Here is a 20,673-nt window from a genome sequence, read left to right as displayed (position 1 = left end):
TGGGCCGACGGGCTGGTTTCAGGAGCACTGAGCATGGCTATCAACCGTCGTACCTTCCTGCGTTCGTCCGCCATTTCCGCTGCCGCATTGTCGGCGTTGAGCTTCAAGAGCCTGTCGGCCTTCGCCGCCGACGACGCGATCAAGATCGCCTCGCTGTACGACAGCTCGGGCGGCCTGGACATCTATGGCAAGCCGATCGTGGATGCACTGACGTTCGCCACCGAAGAGCTGAACGCCCAGGGCGGCCTGCTCGGCCGGCCGCTGAGCCTGATCAAGTACGACACCCAGTCCAACATGCAGCTGTACGCCCAGTACGCGCAGCAGGCGGCGCTCAAGGATCGCGCCGCAGTGGTGCATGCGGGCATCACCTCCGCCTCCCGTGAAGTGGTGCGTCCGGTGCTGGACCGCTACAAGACGCTGTACTTCTACGACAACCAGTACGAAGGCGGCGTGTGCGATCGGAACTTCTTCGGCACCGGCGTGACCCCAGGCCAGACCGTGGAGAAGCTGGTGTCCCACGTGACCCAGAAATGGGGCAAGAAGGTCTACATCGTCGCGGCGGACTACAACTACGGGCAGATCGTCACCGCCTGGGTGAAGAAATACGTCGAGCAGGCCGGTGGGTCGAGCGTGGGGATCGAGTTCTTCCCGCTGGACGTGACCAACTTCGGCGCCACCATCTCGAAGATTCAGGAAGCCAAGCCCGACTTCGTCTGGTCGGCTCTGGTCGGCGGCGCTCACATGTCGTTCTATCGCCAGTGGAAGGCCGCCGGCATGACCGGCAAGCTGCCGATCGCGTCGACCACCTTCGCCGGGGGCAACGAGCACATCGTGCTCTCGCCCGAAGAGTGCAACGGCATCCTGATCTGCCAGAACTACGTGCAGGAACTGCAGACCCCACTCAATACCGCGTTCGTCGAACGCTTCCACTCCCGCTTCGGCGCCGACTATCCGTACATCACCGAACTGGCGATGGGCGCGTATCAGGGCATGATGCTGTGGGCCGAGGGCGTCCGCCAGGCCGGTTCGATCGAGCGCATGGCGGTCATCGAAGCGCTGGAGAAAGGCATCAGCCTGGACCTGCCCAGCGGCAAGGTCAGCATTGATCCGGCTACCCACCACTGCATCCTGGACGTGCACATCGCCGAGGTGCGCGATCGCCGCCTGGAGGTGGTGCAAAGCTTCGCCCAGCAGGCTCCTTCGGACACTGCCGCGGTCTGCGACCTGATCAAGAACCCGCGCGATGCCAAGCAATACAGCATCGCGCTGTAAGGAGACGGACATGGATTGGGCCGCGATTTTTTCCCTGCAGATCGTCGGCGCCATCGCCACGCTGGTGCTGCTCAGCATCGGTCTGGCGGTGGTGTTCGGCATGATGAAGATCATCAACCTGGCGCATGGCGAGTTCATGATGCTCGGCGGTTACGTCGCCGTCCTGGCAACCCACCACCTGCATGTGCCGATCTGGATCTCGATCCTGGTGCTGGCGCCGCTGACGGTGGGCCTGTTCGGCATGCTGGTCGAGCGCTTGCTGATACGCCACCTGTACGGCCGCATGATCGACACCATGCTGGCCACCTGGGGCTTGAGCCTGGCGTTGACGGGCACGGCGACCATGCTGTTCGGCAACACCACCGTGGGCATCAGCTCACCGTTGCCGGGCATCACCCTGGGTGCCTATCAAACCAGTGGCTACGGGCTGTTCGTCATCGCCGTGGCCGTGGCGGTGTTGCTGGGGATGTGGGCGCTGCTGCGCTTCACCCAGTTCGGCCTGTGCGCCCGGGCGACCATGCAGAACGCCAAGATGGCCGCTGCCCTGGGTGCTAACCCCGGGCGGATCTACAGCTTGACGTTTGGGTTGGGCGCGGCGCTGGCCGGGCTCGGCGGCGCAGTGCTCGCGCCGCTCACCGGGGTCATCCCGACGCTGGGCGCCAGCTACATCGCCAAGGCCTTCATCACCGTGATCGGCGGCGGCAGTGCAGTGATCACCGGCACCTTGAGTGCAGCGGGCGCCTTCGGCGTCATCAGCCAGGTGGTGACCTTCTTCAGCACCCCGGTGTTCGGCGAAGTGGCCCTGCTGCTGGCCGCCATCGTCCTGATTCGCGTGTTGCCCCAGGGCATCACCGGTCGTTTCTTTCGGAGGGCGTTCTGATGCCTGTCGCATTTCGTGATCTGCTGCCGGTGCTCGGCTGCGCGCTGGCCGCCTTGCTGGTCGGCGTTCTGCCGTATTGGCTGGACCTGTTCACCCTGCTCTCGCTGACCATCTACCTGGTCATGGCCCTGCTGGCGCTGAGCCTGGCGTTCATCTGGGGCTTCGGTGGCATCCTGTGTTTCGGGCAGGCCGCGTTCTTCGGCCTGGGGGCCTATGCCTATGCGGTCGGTGTGCTGAACATCGGCGACAGCACCTGGCCGGTGCTGCTGGCCATTGCCGTGCCCGCGCTATTCGCTGCGGCCATGGGCTACTTCATGTTCTACGGTGGCATCAGCGATGTGTACCTGGGCGTGATCACCCTGGCGGTGACGCTGATTCTCTTCAACGTGATGAACTCCACCTCGGGCAGCGAATACCACATCGGCAGTGCGCTGCTCGGCGGTTTCAACGGCATTCCGGCGATCCCGACGCTCAACGTGCCGTTCGATCCGGAGCGTGTGCTGGAACCCGAAACACTGTTTCAGGTGATCGGCGGCGCCTTGATTCTCTGCTACCTGGGCCTGCGCGGCCTGCTCGCCAGTCGCTTCGGCAAGGTGGTGGTGGCGATCCGTGAAAACGAGCAGCGCGCCGGTTTGCTCGGCTATGACACGCGCCTGCACAAGCTGATCGTCTTCAGCCTGGGCGGCGGCATCGCTGGCCTGGCCGGGTGCCTGTACGCCAACTGGGGCGCGTTCGTCAGCCCGGGTGTGTTTGGCCTGGCGCAGTCGGCACAGATCATCATCTGGGTCATCGTCGGCGGTCGCGGTACCTTGTTCGGGCCGATCCTGGCCTGCATCGGCCTGCAGGCGCTGATGGCGCGCCTGGGCGAACAGCAGACGGTGGACAGCGGCCTGGTATTGGGTGCGATTCTGCTGACCTTCGTCATGCTGCTGCCGCGTGGCTTGCTGCCCAGCCTTGGCACGTTGGCCGGGCGCGTGTTCAAGCGTCGTTCCGCCTCCACCAGCGCCGTGCCACAGGAGGGCGCCGTATGAGCGTGCTTCTGCAAACCCAAGGTCTGGGCGTCAGTTTCGGCGGCGTGCACGCCGTAAAAGCGGTGGATTTCACCCTGCACCGCGGTGAACTTCGCTGCCTCATCGGTCCCAACGGTGCGGGTAAAAGTACGTTCTTCAAACTGCTCAGCGGGCAGCTGAAGCCGACCCACGGCAGCTGCCACTTCCAGGCCGAGCGCATCAGCGGCCTGCCGCCGCACCGTATCGCGCGCCTGGGCATCGGCATCAAGACGCAGACACCCAGTGTGTTCGACGGCCTCGATGTACTGGAAAACCTGCGCCTGGCCGCCGGCCGCAACCAGAGCGCCGCGCAGGCCCGGCAAACCGCCGAGCAGACGCTGCAACGCATCGACCTGAGCGAACACCGCCACCGTCTGGTGGGCGACTTGGCCCACGGTCAACGGCAATGGGTCGAGCTGGGCATGATCCTCGCCTCGAAGCCGACCTTGGTGCTGCTGGACGAGCCCGCTGCCGGCATGACCTATCAGGAAGTGCGCAAGACCGCCGCCCTGATCAAGGAGATCAACACGCACAGCACGGTGGTAGTGGTCGAGCACGATATGGAATTCATCCGGCTGATCGCCGGCACGGTCACCGTGTTCAATCAAGGTGCGATTCTGGCCCAGGGCAGCTTTGCCGAGGTGACTCAGGACCCGTTGGTGCGCGAAGCCTATCTGGGCAAACAGGAGATCAAACATGCTTGAAGTCAATGGATTGTGTTCCGGCTACGGGCGCGTGCCGGTGCTGCGCGACATCGCTCTGCGCGGCGCCACCGACAGCTGCATCGGCGTGCTCGGGCGTAACGGCATGGGCAAGACCACCCTGCTACGCGCGCTTATCGGCGAGCTGCCGGCGCTGTCGGGCAGCGTGCAGTTCGCAGGCCAGGACCTGAGCCGCGCCGACGCCAGCCAGCGGGCACGGGCCGGCATTGGCTACGTGCCCCAGGGACGGCAGATTTTCCCGTTCCTGACCGTCGGCGAAAACCTGCGCATGGGCTGCGTGAAGCACTTCGCCCAGGCCCCGGCCACCATCGAGCGGATCCTGGCGTATTTCCCGCGTCTGCAACGGCTGCTCGACCAACCCGGTGGTGCTTTGTCGGGCGGCGAACAACAACTGCTGGCCCTGGCGCGCTGCCTGTGCGGCAACCCGAAGCTGATCCTGCTCGACGAACCCACCGAAGGCATCCAGCCCTCCATCTGCGACGAGATCATCGAAACCCTGCAACGCCTGCGTCGCGAACAAGGCCTGGGCATCATTCTGGTGGAACAGGACATCGACTTCCTGACGGCGCTGGCCGATCGCATCCTGATCATCGAGAACGGCCAACTGGTCGATGAAGTCGACCCCGCCAGCACCACCGCCGAAGCGCTTGCCGAGCGCTTCATGGGCTTTCATTCCTGAGGATTCATCGTCATGTCCATTCAACGTCCCACCCAGGCTGAGCTTGCCGAAACCGGCCGCCAGCTGGGTCTGCACCTGCAAGCACCGTTACTCGAGCAATACGCCGACATCCTCGAAGCCGTCTGGCAGGACTATGACCGCCTCGACCAGTTGCAGCCTGCCAGCGTCCCGCAACGCTACCCCAGAAGCGCCGGGCACCTGCCGACGCCTGCGCAGAATCCCTACAACGCCTGGTACGTGCGCACCGATCTGCATGGGGCGGCGGGCGGCAAGCTCAGCGGCAAGCGCGTCGCCCTCAAGGACAACATCTGCCTGGCCGGGGTACCCATGATGAATGGCGCCTCCACCCTGCAAGGGTACGTGCCGGACGTCGACGCCACCGTGGCCACGCGTGTGCTCGACGCTGGCGGCAGCATTCTGGGCAAGGCCCACTGCGAGTTTTTCTGCGTGTCGGGCAGCAGCCATACCAACGCCACTGGCGCGGTGCACAATCCGCGCAATCCGGGTCACTCGACCGGAGGATCGTCTTCAGGCTGCGCCGCGCTGATCGTCGCGGGCGAAGTGGATCTGGGCATCGGCACCGATCAAGGCGGTTCGGTGCGCATTCCGGCGGCCTATTCCGGCATCTACGGGATGAAGCCGACCCACGGGCTGGTGCCCTACACCGGCATCATGCCCATCGAAATGACCCTGGACCACGCCGGCGTGATGAGCGCCACGGTGGCCGACAATGCCCTGCTGCTCGAAGTGCTCGCCGGTGCCGACGGCCTGGATCCGCGCCAGGATCGGCAGATGCCGGTGCAGGCCTACACCCAGACGCTCGGCGCCGGTGTTTCGGGGCTGCGCATCGGTGTGGTCCGCGAGGGCTTCGGCCACGCCAATTCCGAAGCCGATGTCGACGCTGCAGTGCGCCGTGCCGCCGGTCTGTTCGCCGAATGGGGCGCGCAGGTGGAAGAGGTTTCCATCCCCCTGCACGCGCTGGGTCATGCCATCTGGACGCCAATTGCCGTGGAAGGCACCACGCAGCTGCTGCGCGGCTACAATTACGGCTCCAACTGGAAGGGCTTGTACGTGGAGAGCCTGATGCGCGCGCAACAAGACTGGCAACAGCAGGCCGACGCGTTCCCCCATGACCTGAAGACCTGCCTGCTGGCAGGCCACTATGCCCATCAGCGATTCGGCGGCCAGTACTACGCCCGTGCACAGAACGCCGCGCGTCAGCTGCGCGCCGCCTACGACGAGCAGTTCGCCCGCTACGACCTCTTGCTCATGCCGACCGTGCCGCTCAAGGCGCCGAAACTGCCGGCAGCCGATGCCACGCCCGCGACCTGGGTCACCCGCGCCCTGGAAATGAACGCCAACACCGCCCCGTTCGATGTCACCGGCCACCCGGCCATGTCCATCCCCTGCGGGCTGGCTGCCGGGTTGCCGGTGGGCCTGATGCTCATCGCCCGCGACTACCATGAGGCAACCCTTTACCAGGCCGCGCACCACTTCGAACAGCACATCGACTGGGAAAGCCTGAGCTCATGAACGGTGACGATTACAAGGTAGGCCTGCTGTTCTCCCGCGCGAGCCTCACGGCGGCGTCGGAAACCGCACAGGCCAATGCCACCCACCTGGCCATCGCCGAGGTCAACGACAGCGGCGGCATCGACGGCCGCCGCGTGACCGCGATCGATGGCGACCCCGGCGCCGATCCGAACGATTACCGCGACAGTGCGCTGCACCTGTGCGACCACCATCAGGTGCAGGTACTGTTCGGCACGCACATGTCGAGCACACGCAAGGTCGTGCTGCCGGTGGTCGAAAGCCGTCGGCGCTTGCTGTTCTATCCAACCCTATACGAAGGTTTCGAATACTCGCCGTACTGCTTCTACACCGGCTCGGCCCCCAACCAGAACTCGTTGCAGCTGGCCCGCTACGTCCTGCAGACCTATGGCGGACGGGTGCTGTTCGTGGGCGGCTCGTATGTCTACCCCTACGAATCGAACCGCATCATGCGCGAACTGTTCGAGCAGGCGGGCGGCGAGATCGTCGACGAGATCTACCTGCCGTTCCACGCCACCGCAGAGGACTTCGAGCGGGTCATGCAGCGGGTGCGCGAGACCGCACCCGACGCCATCTATTCGACCATCGTCGGCAGCGACATTCCCTCGCTGCACCGGGCCTACCGCCAGGCGGGCTTCGATCCTGCACGCCTGCCCATCGTCAGCCTGGCCACCAACGAGGTCGACGTGCAGGCCATGACCGACGAAGAAGCCGAAGGCCACATCTCGGCCGCGCCTTGGTTCTCGACGTTGCAGACGCCCGCCAGCCAGGCGTTCGTCAGCCGCTATCGCGCGCGCTTCGGCGAAGGTGCCGCCATCACTGCCGGCGCCGAGGCCGCCTATTTTCAGGTGCACCTGTTCGCCCAGGCCGCGCGCCGCGCCGCCGACGATTCGGTGCAGGCCCTGCGCGAAGCCCTGGCCGGCGCGCGTTTTGATGCGCCTCAAGGCACGGTGCAGATCGACCCGCAGACCCAGCACACCTGGCTGTGGCCGCGCATTGCCCGGCTCGATCACCGACGCCAGTTTCAGCCGGTGCTGGAGAGCGCCGAAGCGGTGCCGCCCAGCCCCTACATGGTCGACTACCAGATGGACGTGCAGCCATGAGTTGCCGGAGGTCGCGATGACCAGCGCGCCGTCCCTGCTGCGCGAACTCAAGGGCCTGCGCGTGCTGGTGATTCACCCCCAGGACGCTGAGGCGCGCATCGTCCTCGACCAGTTGCAGCGTATCGGTTGCATCGTCGAACAACGCTGGCCGGTGCCCACGACGCTGCCCGAAGCAGTCGACGTGGTGCTGCTGGCCGTGGAACTCAGCCAGCGCAGCAACACGCAAACGCTGGTGGAAAGCCTGAGCGAACAGGCGCCGCCGATCATCGCCGTGGTCGGCTACGAGAACCCGTCGATGCTGCAACTGGTGCTGGAAACGCAACCGGCGGCGGTCATCGAACGGCCGTTGCGGCCGTTCGGTCTGCTGACCCAGTTGCTGATGGCCCGCGCCGCCTGGCGGGCGCGCATCGACATGCTCGCCGAGCTGCGCAAGCTGCAAAGCCGGCAACCGGCGGTGTCGAAGATCTCCATGGCCAAGGCGCTGTTGATGGCCCGCCATCGCCTCGGCGAAAACGATGCCCACCGGCGCCTGCAACGCGAAGCCATGACGCGCCGGACCAGCATGGAAGCCATCGCCCAGCAGATCATCGATGCGGATCGACCTGCCGAACCTGAACAGCCATAGCCCCCAAAGACAAGAACATGAGGTTACCCATGCAAGGATTCACCTTCAGCAGCACTGCCCACCTCATCTGCGCCACCGGCAGCGCCGCCGGCCTGGCCGAACAATGCGCCAGCCGCGGCGCCCGGCGTGTCTTGCTGGTCACCGATGCCGGCATCCTCAAGCACGGTTTGCTCGATGACGTGCTGCCGGGCTTCGCCAGCGCCGATATCGAATACGCGGTGTACAGCGATGTGCTCGCCGACCCGGCGGAAGCGTTGGTGCTGGCCGCCACCGAACAGGCACGGCGCATGAACGCCGACCTGATCGTCGGCTTCGGCGGCGGCAGCTCCATGGACACCGCCAAGCTGGTCGCCTACCTGGCGCACCCTGCACAGCGACAGGGCCTGAGCGACATCTACGGCGTGAACCAGGCCACCGGCCCGCGCTTGCCGTTGATTCAGGTGCCCACCACCGCAGGCACCGGATCGGAAGTCACGCCCATCTCCATCGTCACCACCGCCACCGGCAAATCCGGCGTAGTGGCGAACCAGCTGTTGCCGGACCTGGCAATTCTCGACGCCCAACTGACCATCGGCCTGCCCGGCCCGGTCACGGCGGCCACCGGCATCGACGCCATGGTGCATGCCATCGAGGCCTACACCAGCAAACACCGCAAGAATCCCCTCTCCGACCTGCTGGCACGTGAAGCCTTGCGCCTGTTGTCGACCAACCTCGAGCGCGCGGTCAACACGCCGCACGACCTGGAAGCCCGCCAGGCCATGTTGCTGGGCGCCTGTCTGGCCGGGCAGGCGTTTGCCAACGCGCCGGTCGCCGCCGTGCACGCATTGGCCTACCCGCTGGGCGTCAGCTTCCACCTGCCCCATGGCCTGTCCAATGCGCTGGTTCTGCAACAAGTGCTGCGATTCAACCTCTCCGCTGCCCAGGGCCTGTACGCCGAACTTGCCCCCGTGGTGCTGGGCGAGCGCTTGCAATCAGGCGACGCGGCCCAGCAATTCATCGACGAGCTGCTCAGGCTGCATCAAGCCACCGGCCTGCCGCTACGCCTCAGCGATGCCGGCGTGACCCGCGAAAGTCTGCCGGAGCTGGCTCGCAGCGCGATGCTGCAGCAACGGCTGCTGGTCAACAATCCGCGCGAGGTCAGCGAAGCCGATGCGCTGGCGATCTATACCGCGGCGTTCTAAATCCTCGGCAAACAGCGCGCCGTGGCACGGCGCGCTGTTCATCGCATCAAATACATCGATGTTAACTATCGTTAAACAACGCTTCACATTCCCCGTGCCAGACGCTTAGATGCGCGACTTATAGACATCGTCCCGCTTTGGAGCTTCACGTGTACGCCCGCCCCGATTTGAAATACCCGCTCCTGTTCGCCCTGGCCAAATGTTCGGTTGCCGTTTTGTGTTTTGCCATGGTGTGGCTGGACATTGCCGTGTTTCACACAGAAATTCTGGAAATGTCATTCACCGAGATCACCCAGGAGCTGATGCTCGCACTGTGCGCCCTGCTGTTCTGGACCGCACCGGGAACCGGCCGCAAAGGCGGTTTCGAATTCCTCGCCGCAGGCTTCTTCGCCTGCCTGCTAACGCGTGAACTGGACGGCCTGTTCGACCCCATCAGCCACAGCGCCTGGCTATGGCCCTTCGTGGCTATCGCCATTATCGCCATCGGCAACGCGGTAAGCGCCAAGCACAGACAGCAAACTGTCCAGGCGTTGGGGTCGTTCATGCGTACCCCGACGTTCGCCGCGTTGGCGACGGGCTTCGCGGTGCTGATCTTCTCCAGGATCTTCGGCATGGGCTCGTTCTGGCACCAGGTCATGGGCGATGGTTACCAGCGCCTGGCCAAGACCACTGCCGAAGAAGGCGTGGAACTGCTCGCCTACGGCATCTGGCTCTGCGCCAGCTTTGAATACTGGGTCAAATGCCGGCTTGGTGAAAGCTGGAGTCCTCAAACCGCAACATCTTGATGTGGAGCCCGCTGATGAATATTCGATCGCCCGTACTGTTCGTGTCCCATGGCTCTCCCATGTTCGCGGTCGAGCCCGGCCTGGCGGGCAAACACCTGGCCGAGCTGGGGCGTGAGCTGACGCGGCCTCAAGCCATCGTCATCGTGTCCCCGCACTGGATGACCCGTGGCGAGGTCGGCGTGACCGCAAGCGCAGCTCCCGCCACCGTTCATGACTTCGGCGGCTTCCCCGACGCGCTGTACATGATCCAATACCCCGTGCCCGGCGCACCAGCCCTGGCCGCGCAGATCGTCAACCTGCTGCAGGCCGCCGGCTGGAACTCTCGTTTGGATGCCGATCGGGGTTTGGACCATGGCGCCTGGGTACCCCTGCTCTACCTGGCGCCAGCCGCGGACATCCCGGTGATACAGGTCTCCATGCCGGCATCGCTCGACACTCGCGAGGCGTGGAAGCTGGGCCAGGCGCTCAAGCCACTGCGCAACATGAACGTGATGATCGTGGCCTCGGGCAGCCTGACGCACAACCTCTACGAGTTCCGCGGTGCCACGCCCCACGGCGCTCAATACGTCAAGGATTTTGCTGCCTGGACGGCGCAGACCCTGGCCTCAGGCAATCTGGAGTCGCTGCTGGACTACCGGCAATACGCGCCTTCAGCCGAACGCGCGCACCCTACGGACGAGCACTTCCTGCCCTTGTTCATCGCCGTCGGTGCGGCCGGTGAGCGTTATGAAACGCGGGTGATCGAAGGCGGCGTGGAGTATGGGGTGTTGGCGATGGACAGTTATTTGTTTACGTAGGGAAGCGAACACCAGATGCACGCGCGACCAACAGAGTGACCAACACTACTGAAATGAACGTCTTCGTTACCACTCCTCAGGGCGCTCTGCATGCTGGTGCAAAATTCGATACACCAGAATGACATTGCCTTTCAGGCTGTAGATCGCACGGTAGGGATACCTCGCGAAGATCAGCTCCCTGCAATCGGGAATGCCCGACGCCTTGCCCAGTTGGGGAAACACCTCCAACTGGCTCAGGCTATCCAACATCTGAAAAATGGTTTCTTCTGCTTTTTGGGGTCCTCTGAGCGCTTCGTGGTGCTCATAAATCCCGTCGAGATCACTTGCCGCCTTGCTGGTTAATGCGACTTTCGGCACGCGCCACCCACTTAGCCTTCACGGCATCCAAATCGACCAAGTTGCCTGCCTCTGCATCAGCAATGCCTTCTGCTACAGCACGAAAATGCCACGACTCGGATTCCACATAGCGGGCCAAAGCGCGTTTCAAATGGTATTGGCGATCTCTATCGGTGGCTTCGGCAAGCTGATCGAGCTGATCGATCAGCTCTGCTTCCACACGGAAAGAAAGAACGGGCGAACCCATGGCAGTACTCCTGACGTAACTGTTTACGCTGTATACATCTGCGCATAGCGTAAACACTACCCCCGCTCCCCTTATTAAGCAACCCTCTGGGTCTGAGCAGAAGACCGGTCGCACCTGCAAAAGGCCAAGTGGCTGTGAGTGTGTACTGGTGAATTCAACATTGTCTGTACGGTATCGCTGGCCGGGTCGTGAGGTACTTTCACTTCTACAACATCCCAGAGACCCTACGGACATGCTCATCGACCTGCTGCCTGCCTTCGCCCTTTTCGCTCTGGTGTCCTCCATCACCCCAGGCCCCAACAACACCATGCTGCTGGCTTCGGGAGTGAATTTCGGTTTCCTGCGCACCATTCCCCACGCCCTGGGCATCAGCCTGGGGTTCATGCTACTGGTGTTGGCGGTCGGACTGGGACTGGGTGAAATCTTCACCGCCGTGCCCTGGACCTACACCGCCCTGCGCTGGATAGGCGCTGCCTACTTGCTTTACCTGGCATGGTGCATCGCCACCTCAGGCAGTGTGAGCGAAGCAGGAGACCAGGACAGCAGGCCAATGACTTTCCTCGGCGCCGCCGCTTTCCAATGGGTCAACCCCAAGGCTTGGGTAATGGCGGTTGGCGCCATCACCACCTATGTTCCAGCTCAGGGCTACGTCTATAACGTGGTGGTCATCGCTGCGGTGTTCGCACTGGTCAACCTGCCCAGCGTGTGCGTCTGGGCCGGCTTCGGCAGCGTCTTGCGCAACGTGCTGCGAGTGCCGCGCTGGTTGCGACTGTTCAACTGGAGCATGGCGGCGTTGCTGGTGTTGTCGTTGTATCCGTTGCTGCAAAGCCCGGCGCCGGTGTGAGGTGCATATTCGACTGACAGAGACAGCGGATTGGATGCTGTTGAAACAGACACGGCTTGCGGCCCTTTTGGACACGCCGACGGCATTTGGCGTGAGCTATCAGACTGCGGCTAAGTACACCGACGAGCAGTGGAAAGATCGAGCGTCGTCCGCTGGAACCGCGTTTTGGCTGGCGTTCGACGGTGACCGACCGATCGGGATGGTGGGTGCGGCCGTTGGTGGTGAAGGTCGTTATTGCTTGATCGGGATGTGGGTCGAGCGTGCTGTGCGGGGTTCTGGAGTGGCTGCTGGGTTGGTTGATGCGGTGAAGGCTCGTGCCGAGGTGATTGGAGTGGATGGGGTTTATCTTGACGTTTGTCCGGAAAACGCAAGGGTTGCCAATTTCTATCTTAGGCAAGGTTTTGTGTTTTTGGATGGATGGGAACCTTTGGAAAGTCATCCGCATATCTGGGTTCAGGCGATGTATTGGGCTGTTGGGTGATGGCCTAGGCTTGGAATGTGTGGGATGGTTTTAGTGTTGCGCACGTTGTGATCCGCTCGTTGCTCGGGCCGCTTTCGGCCAGGAGCTTAGTCACAGGCAGCGTTCGGCCAAAAGCGCCCCATCAGTGCTCGTCAAAGGACAACTGGCCTGCTGCAAAGACGTCAGCTGCATGCCAGGTTTCTTACTCGACTTGCGACCCTTCGCTGACCTCACGCTAACATGGATGATTAAAAGCAACGCGAATCGCGTAGGCTTATGGAAAAAATGAGACAGTAAGGGCTGGCTCGGCTAGAAGTGGTATTTGACGGTAACGTTTTGTTAGCAAGGCGCCACACATACCGTTCACAAAGTAAGAACAAAAAATATACATTTCCGACGAATAAGAAGCCGCATAGGACAGCCAATCGGGGGAGCTAGAATGCGAGTCGAGAAGGTTAGAGTCGAGGGATTCCGACTGCTTCAGGATGTTGAGATCATGCTGGAAGAAAATTCCACAGTGATCGTGGGACGCAACAACAGCGGAAAGACATCGTTTACCGACATTTTTGATCGCTTCACTGGAGAGACCGGGGCGCGGTTTCGCCTTGAAGACTTCTCGCCCGCACAGCGCGAGCGATTCTTCGCTGCAAAGATGCTTAGAGAACAAGCGACAAAGCCGGAGGACGTACTCGCGGCACTCCCGACGCTTGCTCTTACGCTCATCTTCCGCTACGACAGCACCGCCCCGAATTTAGGACCTCTTTCGCCTTTCGTCATTGACTTGGATCTAGACTCCACCACTGCCATTGTGCGCCTCGAATACCGAGCGACACTGGCAACCCTCCACACACTGCTCGATACCCCTCCCGCACCAGAAGGTGTCGAACCAAGAACACACTTCTTCCGCTCGTTGCGCGACACGGTGCCCAAGGCATACAGCATCCATGTGTTCGCCATCGACCCCACCGACGATACCAATCGCCGTGATTTTGAGGGCATGGCCGCACTAACGGCTTTGCTGCAGTGTAATTTCGTTCGGGCACAAAGAACTCTCGACCATGCGAAGCATGGCGATGCCGATGTCATTGGGAAATTGCTCAGCGCGTTATTCAAAACTGCCTCCGCACCAACTGCTGCGGCTGCAGATCAGGAGCTGGCGGCGAAGCTGAAGGCATCCGTCGAAGACATCGAGCGCAATGTTCAAGGCGACTTCGACGAGATGCTGAAAAAGCTTTTGCCAGCCATGGAGGTACTGGGCTTTCCGAGCCTCAATGATACCGAGCTTCGACCCGAGACCTCATTGAACATTGAGGCCCTGCTGTCGGACCACACAAAGGTGGTCTACACAGGCACAGACGGGGTACATCTCCCGGAAGGCTATAATGGTCTCGGCACTCGAAACCTGATCTACATGCTGTTGCAGCTCGAGAGTTACCACAAGGCCTACCGAGCCAAGACAACCCGTCCAGCAACTCACCTAATATTCATCGAAGAGCCTGAGGCTCACTTGCATCCGCAGATGCAAGAAGTTTTCATCAACCAGCTCAATGCTGCCATTGGAAAACTGTCGACGAGCTATCCTGAAGAGGCTGCGTGGAACGTTCAGTTCGTCATCACGACGCATTCTCCGCATGTGGCAAATACCGCATCGTTTGAAGCAGTACGGTATTTCCTAAATGAGTCGCCAACCCCGGCAAACGCCCGTCAGACCAAGGTCAAAGACTTCAAAAAGGGCTTGAGCAGCATTTCTCCCGACGACCAAGACTTCCTGCACCAGTACATGACGTTAACCAAGTGTGACCTGTACTTTGCGGACAAGGCCATCATGGTTGAGGGAACAACGGAGAGGCTACTGATGCCCCGTCTGTGCGAATTAGTTGATAAGTCGCTCGAGGACAAGCACAAGCTGGCCAGACAGTATGTGACCTGCGTCGAGGTCGGCGGAGCATATGCGCAGATCTTTTATCCACTCCTCGACTTTCTCGAGCTCAAGACTTTGGTCGTCACCGACCTGGATTCAACCAAGCCGGTGGAAAAGCAGAACAAGCATGGGAAAAAGATTACGACTTGGGACAAGTGCCCCGTGGCTGAAGGTGAGCGGACATCGAATGCAGCAATCAAGGATTGGTTTCGTCCCGACGACGCCGCGGATAAGGATGGCTGGCAGATTACTCCGGCAGAGCTTGTTGCCAAAACTGCCGAAGAGAAGCAAAGCGGTTACCGTCGCATTGCCTATCAGATTGCAGAGAAGCCTGGCACTAACATTTGTGCCCGCAGCTATGAAGATGCACTCGTCCTAGCAAACCCCGATCGATTTAAATGGCCTAAGGAACAGGACGAGGCATCTGAGGCATGGGAGATCGCCAAGGGGCTCGCGAAAGCGGATACGGCTTTGCGGTTTGCCATTCGCGAAAAGGAATGGACGGTACCCCGCTACATCCAGGAAGGCCTAGGATGGCTTTCTGCCCCGCCTCCTCCCGCGCAGAACGTGGAAGCACCAGTTAAGGAGGAGGCGGTATGAAGGAGCCTACTGAGAATCCCGCACTCGTTGCTGCACAAGAGGCCCAAAGAAAGATCAATGAGGCCCTTGATGCTGGTTATAGCTTTCGCCTTGAAGCCGGCGCCGGCGCAGGCAAGACGTATTCCCTGGTCGCGGCGCTTAAGCGATTGATTACAGAGCGAGGCCCAGCCTTGGTTCAAGCAGGGCAAAAGGTAGCTTGCATCACCTACACCGAGGTTGCCCGTAACGAAATTGCCCAGGAGATTGAGGATCACCCCGCCATATTGGTCAATACCATCCACGGCTTTTCCTGGGCGTTCCTACATCAGTTTCAAAAAGCGCTGCGCGACCTCGTGGGTGAAATGGATGACCGGAAAGAAAAAATCGAACAAGGCGGAGGAATCGGATCAAAGTCTGTGGATTACAACTTAGGATACTTTAGCGTCGATACCGACAGAATCACGCTGAGCCACGACGACATTCCGGAGATGATGGCCAATCTCCTGCAGAAGGAAAAGTTTCGACGTCTCTTGAGCCAACAGTTTCCGGTGATCTTCATCGACGAGTATCAAGATACCCATCCCCAGTTTATGGAGGCAATTACCGAGCACTTCTTGAGGCCCGCCACAGGTCCGCTCATTGGTCTATTTGGGGACCACTGGCAGACTATTTATCGCAGTGAATACGAGCTCGCAGAGTACCCGATAGAAGAAATTCCCAAAGGCTCAAACTTTCGATCGGTACCTGCAGTTGTCGATGTGCTGAACAAACTGCGCCCTGAACTGAAGCAAGCCGTCCATGAACCCGAGGCGAAGGGCGAGGCACGGTTCTTTCACACCAACGCCTACAAAGGTCAACGGACCAATGACAGGCAGTCCAAAGAGGATCTTCCACCCGACCTAGCGCGACGCACTCGAGAAGACTTGATGCAGCGACTGCAAGCCGAGGGCTGGGACCTGAGCAAGACGAAGGTACTGATGCTCACCCACAACGTCTTGGCCGCTGAACAGGGTTATCCCAACATCGCCGAGGTATTCAGCGGTCGCACCGAACAATTCGTAAAAAAGGAAGACCCGGCGATCAAGTTCTTTGTAGAAGTAGTCGAACCCATGTGCGCGGCCTATGGCGCATCTCGCTTCGGCGATATGTTCAGGGTGTTCGGCTCCGGCCCTACGATCACCAAGCATGAAGACAAATCCTGTTGGCGTCGCGACATGGATACCCTCCAGATGCTGCGTGCAGATGGCACGATTGGACAGGTAATTGATCACCTAAAAGAAACGAAACGCCCATCGCCACCGGATCGTCTGCTCCGGCGCGACGAAGAGCTCAGAGCCCTAAATGGCGACCCCATACCTGACGATGCCTCAGCACTTCAGCGGTACAACAAGCTGCGGGAAATACCTTACGGAGAGGTTATCGAGGTGGTCAAATTCATTGAGAAACAGACCTCCTTTGCCACACAGCATAGCGTCAAGGGCGCCGAGTTTGAGAATGTTTTGGTAGTGCTGGGAGGGGGCTGGAATCACTACAACTGGCCTCAACTACTCGAGCTTGTTAAGACAAAGGCGCTAAATAGCAAGAATACGAAGGGCTTTTATCGTGCCCGCAACCTCTTCTATGTCTCCATATCCCGACCCATGACTCGGCTCGCAGTGCTTGCCACGCAAACCATGCCGGGAACCGCCCTCGAAGCGATAAACAACCTGTTTGGAAGCGACAATGTCGAAGAGCTTGCTATCGCAATGTGAAAAAAAACCAGGCGAACCGGGTGATTAAAACCGGGGAGCCCCAGCTACATACGTCCACTTTTGGCCGACTGCAGCCGGTGGCGACGGGCTGCAATCGGCCAGGAGCGGTCTGTGGATTTAGGTGGCTTTTAACATGACCAACGCGTAAAAGACGATAGACGCTTGGCTGTACAATTCTGACGATTGATAAACGGCTCCGTGCTCAATAACATCAGTGCACAAAACCACCGAGATCAAGGCATGGAAACCGCTTGGGCGAAATTGCTCAGTCCTATACTCAAGGTATCGTTAGGGCCGATTTGGCGAATGCTGGTAGGGTACTTCGCTCCTGGACTTTTATGGACGAGCTGCTTTAAACGCGCAGCGATCAGCGCTAACGTCGATCCGAAATTAGCACTTGGCTTAGCAAAATCTTCCGCCCTCAAACGGCTCATGATCAATACGTTCAAATCCGATCGCTCCGTACCTACGGCTACTGATTTTGCTGTATCTCTGCTATTCGAACTCCATGAGCTAGGTCTAGCTGCGAGCGAGAAACCGTCATCTGCGAACATTAGGCACTTCGCAGTGGATGCACGCCGCGCCTGGATTAACGGCCTGATACATAACGCGATATTGAGAAACCGTTTTCAATCGATCCGAGACGAGCATCCCGCAAAATCTATCGCGGTAAACTCCTCCTGCCTTGATGCGCAAAGCCTGAACTTGGACGATCTGAAAGCACTGCAATGCTGGTATTTTGAAAGTTTTTCGGTTCCAGACGCGACCGAGGTCGTGTGCGTATGGCTCCCAGACCATGAAGGAATTGTTCATTACGATGCGCAGAAAAGTCACAGGATTGAGGTCGCACTTAACACGTCGACTGGAGCGGATCGAGGCTTCTTTCGCGTCGGATATGACTACTCGATAAAGCGAACGGGCGATCATCTCCACGTGTGCTTCTTGAATACGCAGACAGAGATGGAAGCCGGACACTTCGGTAGCTATTGTGTAGGGAGAGCAACTAGAACAACTTTGTGGGCTCGATGATCACAATTCACATCCAACGTCTATCACTGCTGAGGGCCGCAGGGCTCCTCTGTCCTAAGCGTCTGCTTCGGGTCGAAGGCATCCGGTCGTGGCTAGCGGCTTTCGGCCAAGAGCCGTCATTGACGCCACGGCCTTGGTCCATGAGATCGCGCCTGCTGCTGCTCATCCAGCCTTCTTCTGGTCAAGCAATGCATCCTTCCAACCAAGTACGCCTACTCCATTGCAGCAATACACCGCTTCCCCAAACGCTCAACCAGCCTGATCAGATAGCCATCAGGATCTTGCACGATGAACTCTCGCTGCCCAACCTCGCCCTGGTCCACCCGATACCAAGTGTCCACACATTCGCGGTAAAGCGTGTATCCCGCTTGGCGAAGCTTGTGAATGATCGGCGCGACAGCGGCGACATCGATCTGCAAGTTGATCCCCCTTCCAAAAGGCTTGCTCAACGGCGCAGTGAGCCATTGGCCGGCGTGCGGATCTGCCTGCTCGAGCATCACTTGAGCGCCGTTCAGATCGAGGTAGGCAAAGCCATCCTCTGGACGTTGATAAGCCACTTCGAAACCCAGGCAAGACACCCAGAACGCCAAGCTGGTATCCAGGTCAGTGACCATCAACTCAGGGACCAACTTGTTACGTTCTAGCATGATGAATTCCTTTTCAGCAGGGCTTGAGCTTGGGTAGCTCATCAGGGTATCAGGCCTCGTGCCTGTGCTACGAAGGTGAACTGCCGACAGCGCTGGCCCTCCCTCGGGAACCGGTCGATGCACCTTGCGGCCTAACCCTACCGACACCCACCGGCTCACACTGGATAGACCTATGAAATACAGCATCCCGGCTTCGCTATTGGTTTTGAGCCTGAACGCCTCGGCAGCTCAGCAGAGTCTTGATCTACCAAGCTGCAACATCAAAGCCCAACGCGAACTGGTGGGCGAAACAGGCGGAAAGATCACCGACCTCCGACAAGCCCACATCTCGGTACGCGCCAACATTCTGAGCGCGGACATCGGCACCACGCGAAAAGCCCGCAAGATCACCCAAGCTGAAGCCGACCGTATGATCGAACGCATCGCATCTATCCGCCATCAAACCGATCAGTTTGTACAACAGCAAGGCTTCTTGAGCGCAGCTGAGAACGCCAGTTTCGACCGAGAGTTCGATAGCCTCGCCATGCAACTCTGCAAATAGAAGAGTCAGGGGCGTGAGGTTGATCGTGTTTTCACAACGCGAATAAAAACGCCCAACTCACAACACCGCAGCTCACTAAAGAACAGCATCCGCAACCCAGCAAATCAACCGTTCACACCCCCCAAGGGCAATTTCTTTCAATACGAGCCCAGCATCGATCTTTACCGTCAGTGCTCCGTTACCCGTATTGAAGGTGCCTGATGAGTATCGTCGTTTCCATGGCCGTTTTTGCGCTGGCCTCCTCCATAAGCCCCGGCCCGGTCAACCTTGTCTCCCTGAGCTGTGGCGCACGCCACGGCGTGCGAGCCGCTTTGCCCCACGTCACGGGCGCGACCCTGGGGTTCATCCTGCTGCTGTTGCTCATGGGCTTGGGACTGCACGAAGTGCTGAACCGCTGGCCCTGGCTGACGCAGCTCATTCGCATCGCTGGCGTGATCTTCCTACTGTACCTGGCCTACCGACTGGCAAGCAGTGATGGCCGCATGGACACCGTGCAGGCGCAGACGCGCCCTTCCGCCTTCATGGGCGCGCTGATGCAATGGCTCAATCCGAAGGCCTGGCTCGCGTGCCTTGCGGGCATGGGCGCGTTCGTCGCCGATGGCGACAGGCAGATGGTGTGGGTCTTCGCGCTGATCTATCTGGTGGTCTGCTGGCTGTCACTGGCCAGCTGGGCCTGGGCCGGTGCTTCGTTGCGCGACTATCTGGACAGCCCTGCGAGACTGCGCGGGTTCAATCGTGTCATGGCTGCATTGCTCGGGGGCTGCGCCGTGTATCTGTTGCTTGAGTAGGCACGCCGCGATATTGCCCTGGGGTGGTCGCCAAGGCGCGCTTGAACAGCCGCTGCAGATGCGCTTGATCGGCGAAGCCGACGCGCGCCGCGACCTGGGCTATGCCCTCCCCCTGGCGCAAATGGTCGCGGGCCAGCTTGAGGCGACAGTCGATCAGGTAACCATGAGGCGTGAGCCCATGGCACGCCTTGAAGGCACGGATCAGGTAAGAAGGCGACAGCTGTACGGCTGACGCGATGTCCTCCAGACGCAACTCACTGGCGCAATGCTCGCGGATGAATGCCGCTGCCTGGGCCATTTTTTGCGGCTCAGTTCTGGCGTCATCACTGGCGGGCTGCAGCCGTGCTACCAGTCGCTGGAAAAAAAACAATGCTGCATCCTGCATGGTGTCTGGCAGACAGTCGTCGGCTGTGAGCGTGTGGTACAGATCGTCCAAATCTTCGAACAGCCTGACGTCGGCGCTATAGGTCTGCGCGAAAGGCACGAAGCCTTTTTGTGTGCGCGAACGTTGTTGCTGTTGCAGCGCCGCAAGCCACTGGGCATCCACGTAGAACATGCGGTATGCCCAGGGCTGTTCATGAACGGGGTTGCAGGCATGCACTGCACCGGGGTTCATGAGTACTACACTTCCGGCGCCGATCAAACGGCTACTGTCGCCATTGAGGTAAGTACTTTGCCCCTGCGTAATCGCGCCAATCGAGAACGTCGAATGTGAATGGCGCGCGTGGCTGAAACGGCGACCGTCTTCGACGTTGCGGATTTCCAGATGCGGAACCGCGGGATGCCGCCAGTAGTGAGACATGGGTCCTCCAGTCACGTGACGTGAATGTATCCGATTGCTCTGGGCGGACCATCGACGAGCTGGCCGTTCTGGAACTCGGACAAG

At 60.3% G+C, this 20,673-nt stretch carries 23 protein-coding genes; 17 read left to right on the top strand and 6 right to left on the bottom strand.

What is annotated here, in order from left to right:
* Nucleotides 1-33 precede the first annotated feature (33 nt).
* From LT40_RS01630 to LT40_RS01580, 11 genes are all read left to right on the top strand, one after another.
* Nucleotides 34-1,272: an urea ABC transporter substrate-binding protein gene (locus LT40_RS01630; protein ID WP_043185635.1), complete on the top strand. Its 1,239-nt coding sequence runs from the start codon at nucleotides 34-36 to the stop codon at nucleotides 1,270-1,272.
* Nucleotides 1,273-1,282: 10 nt separating this feature from the next.
* Complete coding sequence (locus LT40_RS01625) at nucleotides 1,283-2,152, top strand: ABC transporter permease subunit (protein ID WP_043185631.1); 870 nt, start codon at nucleotides 1,283-1,285, stop codon at nucleotides 2,150-2,152.
* Nucleotides 2,152-3,183, top strand: coding sequence for an ABC transporter permease subunit (locus LT40_RS01620; protein WP_052393198.1), 1,032 nt, complete (start codon nucleotides 2,152-2,154; stop codon nucleotides 3,181-3,183). Before LT40_RS01625 ends, LT40_RS01620 begins: the two co-directional genes overlap by 1 nt.
* Nucleotides 3,180-3,905, top strand: coding sequence for an ATP-binding cassette domain-containing protein (locus LT40_RS01615; RefSeq protein ID WP_043185628.1), 726 nt, complete (start codon nucleotides 3,180-3,182; stop codon nucleotides 3,903-3,905). The genes LT40_RS01620 and LT40_RS01615 overlap by 4 nt, the downstream gene beginning before the upstream one ends.
* Nucleotides 3,898-4,602 carry an ABC transporter ATP-binding protein gene (locus LT40_RS01610; protein ID WP_043185626.1) on the top strand — a complete coding sequence of 235 codons (705 nt, stop codon included), beginning with the start codon at nucleotides 3,898-3,900 and terminating at the stop codon, nucleotides 4,600-4,602. Before LT40_RS01615 ends, LT40_RS01610 begins: the two co-directional genes overlap by 8 nt.
* A gap of 12 nt (nucleotides 4,603-4,614) precedes the next feature.
* On the top strand, nucleotides 4,615-6,135 hold the full coding sequence (locus tag LT40_RS01605) for an amidase (protein WP_043185623.1): 1,521 nt from the start codon (nucleotides 4,615-4,617) through the stop codon (nucleotides 6,133-6,135).
* Nucleotides 6,132-7,256 (top strand): transporter substrate-binding domain-containing protein, encoded by a 1,125-nt coding sequence (locus tag LT40_RS01600; protein ID WP_043185621.1) that lies wholly within the window; start codon nucleotides 6,132-6,134, stop codon nucleotides 7,254-7,256. Before LT40_RS01605 ends, LT40_RS01600 begins: the two co-directional genes overlap by 4 nt.
* Before the next feature lie 16 nt (nucleotides 7,257-7,272).
* Nucleotides 7,273-7,881 carry an ANTAR domain-containing response regulator gene (locus LT40_RS01595; RefSeq protein WP_043185619.1) on the top strand — a complete coding sequence of 203 codons (609 nt, stop codon included), beginning with the start codon at nucleotides 7,273-7,275 and terminating at the stop codon, nucleotides 7,879-7,881.
* 29 nt (nucleotides 7,882-7,910) lie between these two features.
* Nucleotides 7,911-9,062 carry an iron-containing alcohol dehydrogenase gene (locus LT40_RS01590; RefSeq protein ID WP_043185617.1) on the top strand — a complete coding sequence of 384 codons (1,152 nt, stop codon included), beginning with the start codon at nucleotides 7,911-7,913 and terminating at the stop codon, nucleotides 9,060-9,062.
* Nucleotides 9,063-9,211: 149 nt separating this feature from the next.
* Nucleotides 9,212-9,847: a hypothetical protein gene (locus tag LT40_RS01585; protein WP_052393196.1), complete on the top strand. Its 636-nt coding sequence runs from the start codon at nucleotides 9,212-9,214 to the stop codon at nucleotides 9,845-9,847.
* Between the two features lie 14 nt (nucleotides 9,848-9,861).
* Nucleotides 9,862-10,644 carry a DODA-type extradiol aromatic ring-opening family dioxygenase gene (locus LT40_RS01580; protein WP_043193220.1) on the top strand — a complete coding sequence of 261 codons (783 nt, stop codon included), beginning with the start codon at nucleotides 9,862-9,864 and terminating at the stop codon, nucleotides 10,642-10,644.
* A 66-nt stretch (nucleotides 10,645-10,710) separates the two neighbouring features.
* Here LT40_RS01580 and LT40_RS01575 read toward each other — a convergent pair whose 3' ends face one another.
* Both LT40_RS01575 and LT40_RS01570 read right to left on the bottom strand, forming a co-directional pair.
* Nucleotides 10,711-11,001 carry a type II toxin-antitoxin system RelE/ParE family toxin gene (locus LT40_RS01575; protein WP_043185614.1) on the bottom strand — a complete coding sequence of 97 codons (291 nt, stop codon included), beginning with the start codon at nucleotides 10,999-11,001 and terminating at the stop codon, nucleotides 10,711-10,713.
* Nucleotides 10,964-11,227 carry a CopG family ribbon-helix-helix protein gene (locus tag LT40_RS01570; RefSeq protein ID WP_043185612.1) on the bottom strand — a complete coding sequence of 88 codons (264 nt, stop codon included), beginning with the start codon at nucleotides 11,225-11,227 and terminating at the stop codon, nucleotides 10,964-10,966. Before LT40_RS01570 ends, LT40_RS01575 begins: the two co-directional genes overlap by 38 nt.
* 232 nt (nucleotides 11,228-11,459) lie before the next feature.
* On the opposite strand from LT40_RS01570, the gene LT40_RS01565 reads away from it, so the two are divergent.
* The 4 genes from LT40_RS01565 (at nucleotide 11,460) to LT40_RS01550 (ending at nucleotide 16,782) form a co-directional block, all read left to right on the top strand.
* Nucleotides 11,460-12,071, top strand: a complete 612-nt coding sequence (locus LT40_RS01565; RefSeq protein WP_043185611.1) for a LysE family translocator — start codon at nucleotides 11,460-11,462, stop codon at nucleotides 12,069-12,071.
* 34 nt (nucleotides 12,072-12,105) lie between these two features.
* On the top strand, nucleotides 12,106-12,552 hold the full coding sequence (locus LT40_RS01560) for a GNAT family N-acetyltransferase (RefSeq protein WP_420329671.1): 447 nt from the start codon (nucleotides 12,106-12,108) through the stop codon (nucleotides 12,550-12,552).
* A 418-nt stretch (nucleotides 12,553-12,970) separates the two neighbouring features.
* Nucleotides 12,971-15,052 (top strand): ATP-dependent nuclease, encoded by a 2,082-nt coding sequence (locus LT40_RS01555; protein WP_043185609.1) that lies wholly within the window; start codon nucleotides 12,971-12,973, stop codon nucleotides 15,050-15,052.
* Nucleotides 15,049-16,782 (top strand): UvrD-helicase domain-containing protein, encoded by a 1,734-nt coding sequence (locus tag LT40_RS01550; RefSeq protein ID WP_043185606.1) that lies wholly within the window; start codon nucleotides 15,049-15,051, stop codon nucleotides 16,780-16,782. The genes LT40_RS01555 and LT40_RS01550 overlap by 4 nt, the downstream gene beginning before the upstream one ends.
* A 233-nt stretch (nucleotides 16,783-17,015) precedes the next feature.
* Here the strand turns inward: LT40_RS01550 and LT40_RS21505 are convergent, their stop codons facing one another.
* The 3 genes from LT40_RS21505 to LT40_RS01545 all read right to left on the bottom strand — a co-directional run bounded on the left by LT40_RS21505 (nucleotide 17,016) and on the right by LT40_RS01545 (nucleotide 18,458).
* The gene (locus LT40_RS21505; protein WP_148308500.1) at nucleotides 17,016-17,231 is read right to left on the bottom strand and encodes a hypothetical protein; all 216 of its coding nucleotides are present in this window, start codon (nucleotides 17,229-17,231) and stop codon (nucleotides 17,016-17,018) included.
* A gap of 91 nt (nucleotides 17,232-17,322) precedes the next feature.
* A complete protein-coding gene (locus LT40_RS21500) occupies nucleotides 17,323-17,715 on the bottom strand; it encodes a hypothetical protein (RefSeq protein ID WP_148308499.1) in 393 nt (130 codons plus the stop codon).
* A gap of 308 nt (nucleotides 17,716-18,023) precedes the next feature.
* Entirely contained in the window at nucleotides 18,024-18,458 is a 435-nt protein-coding gene (locus tag LT40_RS01545; protein WP_043185604.1) for a bleomycin resistance protein, read from the bottom strand.
* A 172-nt stretch (nucleotides 18,459-18,630) separates the two neighbouring features.
* Between LT40_RS01545 and LT40_RS01540 the strand changes: the two genes are divergently transcribed.
* A complete protein-coding gene (locus LT40_RS01540; RefSeq protein ID WP_043185601.1) occupies nucleotides 18,631-18,999 on the top strand; it encodes a hypothetical protein in 369 nt (122 codons plus the stop codon).
* Nucleotides 19,000-19,199: 200 nt separating this feature from the next.
* Complete coding sequence (locus LT40_RS01535; protein ID WP_043185599.1) at nucleotides 19,200-19,787, top strand: LysE family translocator; 588 nt, start codon at nucleotides 19,200-19,202, stop codon at nucleotides 19,785-19,787.
* Here the strand turns inward: LT40_RS01535 and LT40_RS01530 are convergent.
* Nucleotides 19,738-20,589: an AraC family transcriptional regulator gene (locus tag LT40_RS01530; RefSeq protein ID WP_052393194.1), complete on the bottom strand. Its 852-nt coding sequence runs from the start codon at nucleotides 20,587-20,589 to the stop codon at nucleotides 19,738-19,740. The two genes, LT40_RS01535 and LT40_RS01530, sit on opposite strands and share 50 nt — an antisense overlap.
* Nucleotides 20,590-20,673: the final 84 nt, after the last annotated feature.

It is taken from the genome of Pseudomonas rhizosphaerae (assembly GCF_000761155.1).
Classification (GTDB): domain Bacteria; phylum Pseudomonadota; class Gammaproteobacteria; order Pseudomonadales; family Pseudomonadaceae; genus Aquipseudomonas; species Aquipseudomonas rhizosphaerae.
This window is presented reverse-complemented; position numbering and strand designations above follow the sequence as displayed.